The sequence below is a fragment of the Klebsiella aerogenes KCTC 2190 genome (genome assembly GCF_000215745.1).
GTDB classification, from domain to species: Bacteria; Pseudomonadota; Gammaproteobacteria; order Enterobacterales; family Enterobacteriaceae; genus Klebsiella; species Klebsiella aerogenes.
Window position 1 is genome coordinate 2,174,211 of record NC_015663.1, and the last position, 12,580, is coordinate 2,186,790.

The 12,580-nt window shown below is 57.2% G+C and carries 10 protein-coding genes and 1 pseudogene; 2 read left to right on the forward strand and 9 right to left on the reverse strand.

Going from position 1 to position 12,580, the window contains the following annotated elements; genetic code table 11:
- Positions 1-120: 120 nt before the first annotated feature.
- The 6 genes and pseudogenes from EAE_RS10415 to EAE_RS10440 form a co-directional block, all read right to left on the reverse strand.
- Positions 121-360: pseudogene (locus EAE_RS10415) on the reverse strand (putative Se/S carrier protein); the annotation flags it as partial.
- The gene (yjiL, locus tag EAE_RS10420) at positions 357-1,124 is read right to left on the reverse strand and encodes a putative 2-hydroxyacyl-CoA dehydratase activator YjiL (protein WP_015704278.1); all 768 of its coding nucleotides are present in this window, start codon (positions 1,122-1,124) and stop codon (positions 357-359) included. The pseudogene EAE_RS10415 and the gene yjiL, both read right to left, overlap by 4 nt.
- Positions 1,125-1,133: 9 nt before the next feature.
- Positions 1,134-2,285, reverse strand: a complete 1,152-nt coding sequence (locus tag EAE_RS10425; RefSeq protein ID WP_015704279.1) for a double-cubane-cluster-containing anaerobic reductase — start codon at positions 2,283-2,285, stop codon at positions 1,134-1,136.
- A 97-nt stretch (positions 2,286-2,382) separates the two neighbouring features.
- Positions 2,383-2,622 carry a DUF2164 domain-containing protein gene (locus EAE_RS10430; RefSeq protein ID WP_015704280.1) on the reverse strand — a complete coding sequence of 80 codons (240 nt, stop codon included), beginning with the start codon at positions 2,620-2,622 and terminating at the stop codon, positions 2,383-2,385.
- Between the two features lie 24 nt (positions 2,623-2,646).
- Positions 2,647-3,891 carry a multidrug efflux MFS transporter MdtM gene (mdtM, locus tag EAE_RS10435; protein ID WP_015704281.1) on the reverse strand — a complete coding sequence of 415 codons (1,245 nt, stop codon included), beginning with the start codon at positions 3,889-3,891 and terminating at the stop codon, positions 2,647-2,649.
- A 56-nt stretch (positions 3,892-3,947) separates the two neighbouring features.
- Positions 3,948-5,240, reverse strand: a complete 1,293-nt coding sequence (locus tag EAE_RS10440; RefSeq protein WP_162184017.1) for a DUF445 domain-containing protein — start codon at positions 5,238-5,240, stop codon at positions 3,948-3,950.
- A gap of 262 nt (positions 5,241-5,502) precedes the next feature.
- On the opposite strand from EAE_RS10440, the gene EAE_RS10445 reads away from it, so the two are divergent.
- Entirely contained in the window at positions 5,503-6,873 is a 1,371-nt protein-coding gene (locus EAE_RS10445; RefSeq protein ID WP_015704283.1) for an NAD-dependent succinate-semialdehyde dehydrogenase, read from the forward strand.
- 57 nt (positions 6,874-6,930) lie between these two features.
- On the opposite strand, the gene yjiA is transcribed toward EAE_RS10445, so the two are convergent.
- The 3 genes from yjiA to EAE_RS10460 form a co-directional block, all read right to left on the reverse strand.
- Positions 6,931-7,887: a GTPase gene (gene yjiA, locus EAE_RS10450; protein WP_015368442.1), complete on the reverse strand. Its 957-nt coding sequence runs from the start codon at positions 7,885-7,887 to the stop codon at positions 6,931-6,933.
- Positions 7,888-7,898: 11 nt separating this feature from the next.
- Entirely contained in the window at positions 7,899-8,102 is a 204-nt protein-coding gene (locus EAE_RS10455; RefSeq protein ID WP_002887451.1) for a YbdD/YjiX family protein, read from the reverse strand.
- A 109-nt stretch (positions 8,103-8,211) separates the two neighbouring features.
- On the reverse strand, positions 8,212-10,362 hold the full coding sequence (locus tag EAE_RS10460) for a carbon starvation CstA family protein (protein ID WP_015368441.1): 2,151 nt from the start codon (positions 10,360-10,362) through the stop codon (positions 8,212-8,214).
- 502 nt (positions 10,363-10,864) lie between these two features.
- On the opposite strand from EAE_RS10460, the gene EAE_RS10465 reads away from it, so the two are divergent.
- Positions 10,865-12,547 carry a ShlB/FhaC/HecB family hemolysin secretion/activation protein gene (locus EAE_RS10465; RefSeq protein ID WP_015704284.1) on the forward strand — a complete coding sequence of 561 codons (1,683 nt, stop codon included), beginning with the start codon at positions 10,865-10,867 and terminating at the stop codon, positions 12,545-12,547.
- Positions 12,548-12,580: the final 33 nt, after the last annotated feature.

Here is a 12,580-nt window from a genome sequence, read left to right on the forward strand (position 1 = left end):
CGCTTACGCCTTACCCGAGCTACGGTTGGGCATTTTGTCGGTAGCCCCGGTACGCGTAAGCGCTAGCGGGGAAGAGTCCCGGATGTCGGCTAACGCCTCATCCGGGCTACCGCGGTGCGCATAGTTCGCCAACAGGTGATAGTCATTTCCGGCGACGCGAAACAGAGCTGCCGTTTCGCCGGGTATAACCCATCGTTGCTCATCGCCCGGCATACAGCTCAGGTAAATGCACAACCCGCAGCCGCTGCGCAGCTGGCGGGGAATATCCTTCACCTCGAAGGTCATTCCTGCCGCCTGCAAGGCTTTGCGCATCCGCACGACGCCCACCGTTGAATGGAATAAGAATAGATATTTGCTCATCCGCGCCTCCGCTGGCGCTGGCCGATCAGCGCCGCGCCGATCGCCCCGGCAAACTGGGCGTCGGGATGGGTCGCGACCGGCATGCCAACATGCTTCTCCAGCATGCGGGCGAAGGAGACGCAGTGGCTGACGCCGCCGGTAAACAGCAGCGGTCCCTGCGTCGATAAACGGCCAATAAAGTTCGCGCTGCGCCGCGCCATGGCGTTGATCACCCCGGCCAGAATCGCCTCCGGGGCAACCCCCGCGGAACGCAGGCTGATGACTTCCGATTCGGCGAACACCGTACACATGCTGGTGATGGCGTGCGGTTCTACACCTTCGGTAATGGCGTCCAACTGGTCGACGCTGGCGCCGAGGGTCCGTGAAATCACTTCCAGAAAGCGCCCGGTACCAGCGGCGCATTTGTCATTCATCAGAAAATCGCTGAGGTTGCCCTGCGCATCCAGCTGAATGACTTTGCTGTCCTGGCCGCCGATATCAATCACCGTGCGGGTTTCCGGCGCCAGCAGGCGCGCGCCGAGCCCGTGACAGGAAATTTCGGTGACCTGTTTATCGGCAAAATCGACCAACTGGCGACCATAGCCGGTGAGGGTTAAGAAAGGCGTTGCCGCGAGGTCCGCGCGCAGCGTCTCCCAAGCATCATGAATGGCATCGGCGGGGCGAAAGGGCGTCGGGCTGAGGAAACGGCGCACGATGGCGCCGTTTGCCAGCAGGATGCCTTTGGTGGCGGTGGAGCCGGAATCAATACCTACCGAGTAGATCACGCTTGCTCCTTATAGCATTTCGATAAACGCGGCGACGCGGGTACTGAGCTGGCCGAGGTCCGCCGTCGAATAATCGGTCTCGATCGCGATATAAGGAATGTCGTGCCGTTGGCGAACGTGACGCTTAATCGCCAGCGATTCCACGGCGTAGGTATGGCAAGCCTGCAGAATGACATCGACCACGCCGTCGGCCTGGTATTCCTCAACCATCTGGCTTAGCAATTGCAGGCGCTGGTCGTTAGGTGAAATACGGGAGCAGCCGATGGCGAGATATTTATCGGTTAAGGCATCGTAGACGTCGCCATCTTCCGCCACGCAGCGCTCGGTGGCCTTCGCGCCGGTACAGTTCTCGTAGCCCACCACCCAGCCGCCGTTTTCTTCGATAGCGCGGACGACTTTTTCCGCCGCGCCGCCGATCGGGCAGCCGGTGATCAGAATGCGCGGGCGGGAGGCTAACCGGTTTCCCTCCTGCCATTGTCGGCGGATGTTTTCCGCCATGGCATTGAGTTCGTCAATCAACGCGGTTTTGTCGAAGCGGAAGGTAGCGCCATAAACCACCTTTAGAATATCGCTGCCGCTAAGCGCCGGCGGATTGAGCTGCCCGAGGCGATAGAAGTTGGCCAGCGCGCGGCGTTCGCGATTTTTCAGTACGATGGCTTCACGCAGCGCCGCTTCGCTAATGGGCGTGGCGAAGCGGGTTTCAATCACCTGCTGCAGACGCTTGATCTCCGCTTTCCACAACGCGCGGGAGGCGGCGTCGCTGGCGCTGTTCGGCAGTTGCATTACGTGTACCGCCTTGAATTCGGCCATGTACTCGTACATCTTCTTTTTGCCGTCGCAGGTGGTTTCGCCGACCACCAGATCGGAGAAATAAAAGTAGGGGCATTTATCGGTTTTGCCGAAGCCGTAGCTGCTTTTAATCAGCGGGCAGAGGTTGCGCGGCAGGTCTTTCTCCGCCTCTTCGATGGTTTCATCAGAAGTGGAACACAGTGAGACGACCACGGCGCCCGCCGCCATGGCTATCTCCTGGGGCATAAAAGTGCAATAGGTACCGACCAGCGGTACGTTCTGCTCTTTGAGTTCCATTACGCTGAGAAAGCCTTTCTGGCGAGCTTCTGAGAATTGATCGAAGAGGGCGGGTAGATCGGTGATGAGCGACATGATTTTCCTTCCCCGTACACGGGAGATGATGAAAGAGTCGCCATTATAACCATGTTATTTGTATGTGTTTATTGATCTCCCGCCCATCCTGACGGCGTTAATAGACCTTCTTCAAATCCATCTCTTCCTGAATGCGCTCGCTCCATGCCAGATGGGTGCGGATGGCTTCCTCAATACCAGCGTTGTAAAACAAAGGCCCCAGCTCTTTGGCGATAAAGTCGACAAAAAACTCGGCGTCGAACTGTTCCAGCTCCAGGTTAAAGGTCTCTTCGCAGTACTTGCTTAGCCGCTCGCGCAGCAGATCGCGCTGCGCCGGGCTGAGTTCAATATCGCTCATGCGTGGTTATTCTCTGTGGGTTATTCAGGATTGCCGGGCTTCGATGACCGTCTCTGAACGCTGGCGTAAATTACGGAGTAACCCCGCCAGACAACAGGCGGCGACGATCCCGGCAGCTACCGCCAGCAGGTGGAACGGCAATCTGCCGCCATGGAACCATAACCAGCGCGCGCCTTCAATCGACAATGCGCTGACGCTAAGGATCACGATATTCAGCGAGGCGGACACGGTACCTTTCGGCAAGTCGTTGGAAAACAGGGTAAAGCGGAACAGCGTCGGGAAAATCAGCCCGATACCGAAGGCGTAGAAGCAGGTGCCGAGCACCGACCACAGCCAGACGTGCGGCCACGTCAGATTACCGATAATCAGGATCGCCAGACCAACCATCTGGATGGGCACGGCGCTTAACACAAAGCGCGGGCGAGTCGGGTCTTTCACCCAGCGCGCCACCGACAGATTAGCGATAATGACAGCGCTGAAGACCGGCACCTGGCTCCAGGCAAACTCGCTGGTGGTGAGCCCGCCGGCGTCCATTAAAATCACCGGCGATACCGCCACCCAACTCATCAGCGGAATATAGCTCAGCGCCAGCGTGGCGGCGCCGAGTAAAAAGATGCGGTTGCGGAAGACGTCGCGAAAATCGCGCACCACGCCGAGCGGGCTGAATGGCACGTCGCCGCGACGCACCGTCTCCGGCATGTTAAACAGTAAACCCAGCCAGGCCACCAGCCCCATCGCGGCGATAATGCCAAACAGCGCTTTCCAGTGGATAAAGTGCATCAGCGCCGCCCCGGAAAGCGGGCCGACGATCGGCGCTACCAGCACGATGGAGGTAATCACCGCCATCAGCTTGATCGACCGCTTTTCGTCATAGGCCTCCTGCACGGTAACGTAACCGACGGTGGCGATAAAACAGATGCTGGTGCCCTGCACAAAGCGGGCAATCAGGAACTGGGTCATTGAGGTCGTCCACAGGGTGGCGAAGCAGGCGAGGGTAAAAATCAGCGCGCCGCTCAGCAGTACCGGTCGGCGGCCAATACGATCGGATAGCGGCCCCAGCAGCCACTGTAGCGCCATTCCTCCGGCCATATACAGGCTCACCGAGGCCGGAGCCAACGCCACATCGGCGTTAAAATCCCGCACTACGTGTAGGATCCCCGGCTGGATGAGATCGGTGGTCAGGTAGGCAGAAAAATCGTACAGGATCAGCGCCATCGGAAAGAACAGCGATGCGCAGTAGCGGGTGCTCAATCGCGAAATCCATGACATAGCCGTCTCCTTGCCGTCGGGTATTCATCGTTAGAATGGTTAAGATGCTACCATTGTCAGCCAATATGCAGATGCAGCAGCGCCGGAATTTGCGATAACAGCCACAGGCCGAGGCCGATAGTGCCGCCGACCAGCGTGCCGTTGATGCGAATAAACTGCAGATCCTTGCCGATGTTGAGCTCGATCTGTCGCGACATATCGCGCGCGTCCCAGCTTTTGACCGTATCGCTGATATGGCGAGTCAGGAAGGCGGCAAATTCCGGCGCGACCCGATGCGCCGCCTGCTCCAGATGCTCATTCAGCGATTCACGCAGCGCGTCGTCGCGCACCAGCGTTTCGCCGAACCACTGACCAGCCTCGGCGATCCGCTGCTTGATGCGCGAATCGTCACTGCTGATATCGTTTTTCACCCAGCCGCGCAGATCCGCCCACACCTCGCCGAGATAGCGATTAAAGGTCTCATCGTTTTTCAGATACGCTTTGATGTTATCGGCTTTTTGCGCCATTTGCGGATCGGATTTCAGATTGTCGATAAGCTTCTGCGCCGCGCGGTCAAAGGCCTGGCGAATCTGGTGGCTGCGGTCCTGAGTGACCTCATCAAGCAGCGTATTTACCGCGTCGGTGACCATTTCGGCGCTGTGCTCGCCAAGCCACTCGGTGGGTAACAGTTTGGCCTTCAGCGGGTGTTCGGTCTCCAGCCAGTGCACGATACCGCGGGCAATAAAGGCGCGTGAGCTGTCGCGCTGTAGCAGGGCGATCAGCTGGCTTATTAGTGAATCCAACAGCTTTTGATGACGGTTGTCGCGGGTTAGTCCCTCCAGCATCATGGCGCTGGTCTGCGTCAGGTCGACCTTATCGATAGCCTTGTGCACCGCGCGCCGCAGCAGACGCTGAATACGGGTATCATCGGTGAGCTCGAGAAAACCACTCATGACCTGTAGTAAATGCTGGCCGACCCGGCGGGCGTTTTCGGGCTGGCTAAACCAGTTACCGAGCATCAAGGCCGGTTCGTAGCGGCGGATCAGCGCCACCAGTGAGGGAGTATCAAGAAACTTCTCCTGCACGAAATGGCCAAGATTATCGGCGATACGGTCTTTATTGCGCGGGATGATCGCCGTATGGCGGGCGACAAACGGCAGCGGAATTCGGCGAAACAGGGCCACCACCGCAAACCAGTCGGCCAGCGCCCCGACCATCGCCGCTTCGGAAATAGCCTTCAGCGCGCTGACCCACGGCCTCGGCGGTAGCAGCAGCGTAGTGATAAACAGCGCCGCCGCAATCAGCAGCAGCGACAGCGCCAGCAGTTTGGCGCGTTTTAATTCAGCGAGTTTTTCCATAGGGTTAAGCATATAACCTGACGGCGAGGTCATGCAAAAATCGGCACAACTTCCTGTACGCGCGGGCCAATTTGCGAGTGGGCTGCCAAAGTCAGGTCACGTATGCAGCAAGCAGAAAATAGCTTTCGGCACGGCTCGTGAAAGCGCGGTTTGCCCTCATGGAATATTCCGGATATACCTAACTTTACCCGCGTCGTCAGCTATCTCTACTACCCTTAATATCCTTAGCGGCATTTTTGACTGCGTTAATAGCGATAACAAGGAGACATGCGATATGGCTTATCAGACAGTGAATCCTGCGAATAACCAGCTTATTAAAAGCTATCCCGCACACAGCGATGCTGACGTGGAGGCGGCGCTGCGGCAGGCAGATGCGCTTTATCATTCTGCGTGGGCGAAAGGCGATATTGCGCAGCGTCTGCCGGTGCTGCATAAGCTTGCCGACCTTATCGACAGCCGGGCGGAGGAGCTGGCGAAAATCGCCAGCCAGGAGATGGGCAAGCTCATTAAACAGAGCCGCGGCGAGGTCAAACTCTGCGCGCAGATCGCCCGCTATTATGCCGACAACGCCGAACGGTTCCTGGCGCCGGTGAAGTATCCCTCCGACCTTGGCGAAGCCTGGGTTGAGCACCATCCCATCGGCGTCTTAATGGCGGTGGAGCCGTGGAACTTCCCCTATTACCAGTTAATGCGCGTGCTGGCGCCAAATCTGGCGGCCGGTAATCCGGTTATTGCTAAACATGCCAGCATCGTTCCGCAATGCGCCGAGACCTTCGCGCATCTGGTGCGCGAGGCTGGCGCGCCGGAAGGGGCGTGGACCAACCTGTTTATCTCCCAGGAGCAGGTGGCGAAAATCATCGCTGACGATCGGGTGCAGGGGGTGGCGCTGACCGGCTCGGAAAAAGCGGGGGGGATCGTGGCATCGCAGGCGGCGAAACATATCAAGAAAGCGACGCTGGAGCTGGGCGGCAATGATGTGTTTGTGGTACTCGACGATGCCGACCTGGAACGCGCGGTGAAAATAGGCGTACAGGCGCGGCTGAACAACGCCGGGCAGGTTTGCACCGCCGCTAAACGCTTCATTCTGCATGAAAAAATCGCCGAGTCGTTCCTGAGCAAGTTTAGCGATGCCTTCCGCCAGGTGAAGATCGGCGATCCGCTCGATGAAAGCACCACCCTTGGCCCACTCTCGTCGAAAGAGGCGCTGGAAACCCTAAGTCAACAGGTCGACGAGGCGGTGAAGCATGGCGCCAAATTACACCTCGGCGGCAAGCCGGTTTCCGGCGAAGGTAATTTCTACGAACCCACTATTCTGACGGGAATTACCCGTGAGAACCCTGCGTACTTCGAAGAGTTCTTTGGCCCGGTGGCGCAGATATACGTGGTGAAAGACGATGATGAGGCGATTGCGCTCGCCAACGACTCTCACTACGGCCTGGGCGGCGCGGTGTTTAGTCAGGACATTGAGCGGGCGAAGCGTATGGCCTCGGGGATTGAAACCGGCATGGTCTATATCAACTGGTTAACGGATACCGCGCCGGAGCTGCCTTTTGGCGGCGTGAAGCGCTCCGGCTTTGGCCGTGAGCTTTCCGACCTCGGTATCAAAGAGTTTGTGAATCAGAAGCTGGTGGTCGTTCGCCGCTAAACCATCCATCATGAAGAATCCCTCTCCCATCGGGGGAGGGATTCTTCCTTGCGGCGGCTATTTACGGAGCCCGGCAAACGCGGCGCGGATTTCTTCTTCCGGCAGTTGAATGCCGATAAACACCAGCGTGCTGTGCGGCGTTTCATCGCCCCACGGGCGATCCCAGTCGGCGCTGTAGAGGCGCTGCACGCCCTGGAACAGCAGGCGATTTGGCTCGCCGTCGATCCACAGCATGCCTTTATAGCGCATCAGTTGCTCGGCGAAGGAGAGCAGCAGGTTTTCCATCACCCGTGAAACTTCACTGATATCCACCGGATAGTCGAGCTCGACCACAATCGACGAGACGTCGTTCTGTTTTTCCGCCACAAAATGAAAGCGCGGCGTGGCGCTGACAACCTTCTCTTCCAGCATAAAACCGCTGGTATTAAAGAGCAGGCTTAAATCGATATCGCCGTGGATGACGGTATAAATCGGCGCCCGCGCGTTAATTCGCGCCAGCCGTTCGCGCAGCTTTTCGGTATCACCGGCGACATCAGTTTTGGTTAACAGAATCCGGTCCGCGTAGCCGACCTGCGACTGGGCAATGGTAAACTGATCCATCTGCTGGTCGGCATGGACGGCGTCGACCAGGGCAATCACGCCGTCCAGCAGATAGCGTTCGCAGAGCACCTCATGGGAGAAAAAGGTCTGAATAATCGGCCCTGGGTCGGCCATGCCGGTGCATTCAATCACCAGTCGGTCGAAGGCAATCTCGCCGCGATCGCGGCTGTCGAGCAGATCGAGCAGGGCATCTTCCAGTTCGTTGGAGCGCGTGCAGCAAATACAGCCGTTGGTCAGGGTTTTAATCTGCGTGGCGCGGTCGCCGATCAATTGATCGTCAACGGAAACTTCGCCAAATTCATTTTCAATCACGGCGATTTTGAAACCGTGCTGCTCATTAAGGATGTGGCGCAACAGGGTGGTTTTTCCTGCGCCGAGAAAACCGGTTAATAGGGTGACTGCAATCGGTGCCATTATTGCCTCCATTAACAGCAGCGTACGCCGCCTTTGCCGTCGCCGCCGTAGCGGGCCTGCTGGCGTTCGCGGAAGAATTCTTCATAAGTCATGTACGGCTGATCCGGATGGTTGGTTTGCATATGGGTGACGTAGTTGTCGTAATCCGGAATGCCGATCAGCATTTTCGCCGCCTGACCGAGATATTTTTTTGCCTGACCTAAGTTACCAAACATTGTAAGTTCCAGATAACGAATAAAGCCGGATGGCGACTCGCGCCTTATCCGGCCTACGTTAATGCGCTTTTTGTAGGCCGGATAAGCGTAGCGCTATCCGGCATCGGGATTAATGATGTGACGAGGTCTTCACGCCGCCTTCCGGTACCGGCACGTACGGAGTCTCTTTGTCGGTACGCACCTTATTGTTGCGGACATTGAGCCAGGTTTTGATGCCGTAGAAGATGATGCTATACACCACCACCAGGAACAGAATGCTCAGGCCGGCGTTGGTGTAGTTGTTGACCACGATATGGTTCATGTTGGCGATCTGCTGTGCGGTCAGCTCGCCGCCAGCGGCAATCTTCTCTTTATACTGCTGAGCCATAAAGAAGAAGCCTTCCATCTGCGGGTTGCTGCTGAACAGCTTCAGGCCCAGCGCCCAGGTGGTGCACAGCAGCAGCCATGCAGCCGGGATAACGGTGACCCAGATATATTTGGTGCGCTGCATCTTGACCAGCACGACGGTGCCAAGCACCAGCGCCACCGCGGCCAGCATCTGGTTAGAGATACCGAACAACGGCCACAGGCTCTTCACGCCGCCCAGCGGGTCGACCACGCCCTGATACAGCAGGTAGCCCCACAGCCCGACGCAGCCGGCGGTACCGATAATACCGGCGACCAGCGAGTCGGTTTTTTTCAGGAACGGCACGAAGTTACCCAGCAGATCCTGCAGCATAAAGCGGCCTGCGCGGGTACCCGCATCCAGCGCGGTGAGGATAAACAGCGCTTCAAACAGGATACCGAAGTGGTACCAGAAGCCCATATCCGCCATCGGGATGATTTTATGGAACACATGGGCGATACCAACGGCCAGCGTCGGTGCGCCGCCGGCGCGGTTCAGGACTGAAGGTTCGCCGATATCTTTGGCCGTCTGCAGGATCTGCTCTGGTGAAATTACGAAGCCCCAGGAGCTGACGGTCGCCGCCGCGTGGACGGTGACTTCTTTCAACTGCGCTGCGATCATCGCCGCGTTTTCACCGCCCATTTCATGCAGGTTTGGCATCACGATGCCAAGGCCTGCCGGCGGGGTGTTCATCGCAAAGTAGAGGCCCGGTTCGATAATCGAGGCCGCAACCAGCGCCATGACTGCAACAAAGGATTCCATCAGCATCGCGCCGTAGCCGATAAAGCGGGCGTCGGTTTCGTTGGCCAGCAGCTTCGGCGTGGTGCCGGAGGCGATCAGCGCGTGGAAGCCGGAGACCGCGCCGCAGGCGATGGTAATAAACAGGAACGGGAACAGCGCGCCTTTCCACAGCGGGCCGGTACCATCAATGTACTGGGTCACTGCCGGCATTTTCAGGTCCGGGTTGAGGATAACAATCCCCAGCGCCAGGCCGACGATCACGCCGATTTTCAGGAAGGTGGCCAGATAGTCGCGCGGCGCCAGAATCAGCCATACCGGCAGCAGCGCGGAAATGAACGCGTAGCCAATCAGGGTAAAGGTGATAGTGGTATCTTTAAAGGTCAACGCCGGGCCCCAGTACGGGTCGTGGGCAATGATGCCGCCGAACCAGATGGATGCCACCAGCAGTACGATACCGATCACCGACACTTCACCCACGCGCCCTGGACGCAGGAAGCGCATGTAGATACCCATAAACAGGGCGATAGGCACCGTCGAGCAGACGGTAAAGACGCCCCACGGGCTTTCCGCCAGCGCTTTCACCACGATGAGCGCCAGTACCGCGAGGATGATGATCATAATCAGGAAGCAGCCGAACAGGGCGATAGAACCCGGTACCGGCCCCATTTCCTGTTTAATCATCTCGCCCAGCGAGGCGCCGTTACGCCGCGAGGAGATAAACAGCACCATGAAATCCTGTACCGCGCCCGCCAGCACCACACCGGCCAGCAGCCAGAGGGTGCCCGGCAGATAACCCATCTGCGCGGCCAGTACCGGGCCAACCAGCGGGCCGGCCCCGGCAATGGCGGCAAAATGGTGGCCAAACAGCACGTAGCGGTTGGTCGGCACGTAGTTCAGGCCATCGTTATTAATGACCGCTGGCGTCGCGCGCGTTGGGTCAAGCTTCATCACCTTCTGTGCGATATACAAGCTGTAATAACGGTAGGCGACGAGGTACACGGAAACCGACGCGACGACGATCCACAGGGCACTGACGTGCTCACCACGGCGCAACGCGACGACTGAGAGGCAAAATGCCCCGATGATTCCGAGAATCACCCAGGGTATGTGCTTGAGTAGTTTTTTGGTATCCATAGTAAAACCTGGCGTTAATTAGATTAATAATTGGCCGAAGCCGTCTGGTTTTGTGTTTGGGTTGGTGGAGGTATTGATTAGCTAGGCTGCCTCCGATCTTGCCAGAACGCCGCGCGCGTAAAGTTGGGTAAATCGGTGAGTGGTTATATGCGGGGTTAAGCGGTCGCTAGCCGGGGTAAGCGGTTGGCTATGAAGTGAGCAAGAGGGAAATATGTGATTGAGATCACGGGGTATTGTCGTGTGTCGCGAGGCATACCTGCGTCAGAATATATCAATTCAAACTCATTTTTCTCATTTCATAATGACTTCACATTTTATGTCGGTTACTGAAATATATTCACTAATCCGATAAAAATAGCCTGTCATTGATGAAATTTCCGCTGAATTATTGTTGCGGTGATTGCCTTATTAATATGAGTTGATATTTATACACGTTTGAATGTATTTAATTGCCATCATTGAATGCTTATCATCGACATGGATAGCCCTGGCTTAAAAAATAATGAATAAATGGAGTTTAATTCATAAGGTTTTTATTATCTCTGCGCTGCCAGTGTGGGGATACGCCGCGCCTGGGGATACCGAACGTGAGCAGCAGTTCATCAACCAGCAGCAGCGCCAGCAGGCGCTGGAAAACCAGCTCGCGCCGCCGTCACCGGATATTCATTTATCAGCGGAAGAAATAAATGTCGATGATGGTTTATTTCCCGTGGAACAACCTTGCTTTGCTATTTCTCAGGTTATTTTGCAGGGCGCTGAAGCCTTACCGCATTGGCTTCCGCTCCAGCGCCAGACAAATAAAGCGATTGGGCGTTGTCTGGGAGGGAAGGGCATTAATCTATTGATGGCCCAGTTGCAGAATATATTAATCGATCGCGGTTATATCACCAGCCGGATCCTTGCCCCGCAGCAGGATTTAAAAAGCGGTGTTTTGCGCCTGGTGGTGATGCCGGGTTATATCCGTGAAGCCAGACTTACGGAGGACAGCGATGATTATCTGTGGCTGGCGAGCGCGTTTCCGGCGACTGACGGGAAACTACTGGATCTGCGCGATATTGAACAGGGGCTGGAAAACTTGCAGCGCCTGCCGACGGTACAGGCCAGCATGGAGATTGTTCCGGGCGAAACGCCGGGGCAAAGCGATATTGTTATTAACCGCCGACAGGAACGCTTCTGGCGCGTTGACGCCTCGCTCGATGATTCCGGCTCTAATGCCACCGGCCGCTATCAGGGGAACCTGACGCTGTCACTGGATAACCCGCTAGCCTTAAGCGATCTTTTTTACCTTTCCGGCTCACATAACCTCGACGGCAACGGCGGTAAATCCTCAAAGAACCTGACCGGCCACTATTCGATCCCGCTGGGCTACTGGCAGCTCGGATTAACCGCCAGCCAGTACGATTACGTGCAAACCGTGGCGGGGGCCAACGGCGATTACCAGTACAGCGGTAAAAGCAAGAACGTTGATTTCCAGATGAGCCGCGTACTGCACCGTAGCGGTAGTCAGAAGACCACGCTTAGCGCCGATGTGTTAGCCCGCGAGCAGCGCAACTTCATTAACGACACCGAGATTGCCGTTCAGCGGCGGCAAACGGCGGCCTGGAAGCTTGGTCTGCAGCATCGCCATTACCTGGGCAACGCCACTCTCGATGCCGGAGCGAGCTATCAGCGCGGTACCCGCTGGTTTGGCGCTCAGCCCGCGCCGGAAGAGCAATGGGGGGAAGCAACCGCCCTCAGCAAAATCCTGCAATTCAATGCTCAGCTCAATTTGCCTTTTGCCCTGGGCGGGCAAAATTTTCGCTTTACCAGCCGCTATCAGCGGCAGATGAGCAGCACGCCGCTGACTTCGCCGGATATGTTTTCCATCGGCAACCGCTGGACGGTACGCGGCTTTGACGGCGAGCGCACCCTGACCGCCAGTCACGGCTGGTACGTACGTAACGATATCGCCTGGTCGACTCCGTTGCCGGGGCAGGAGTTTTATCTGGGGGCGGATTACGGCGAAGTCGGCGGCGCAGGCAGTGAAACGCTGGTGGGCAAACACCTCGCCGGGGGCGTGGCAGGGCTGCGCGGCCAGTACCAGCGCGCCAGCTACGACCTGTTCGCCGGTATCCCTTTAGCCAAACCAGATGGCTTTAAAACCGACCCGGCGACTTTTGGTTTCAGCGTCAGCTGGAACTACTGACTTTACTCACGCGCCGCCCGGCGGCGCGTGCTG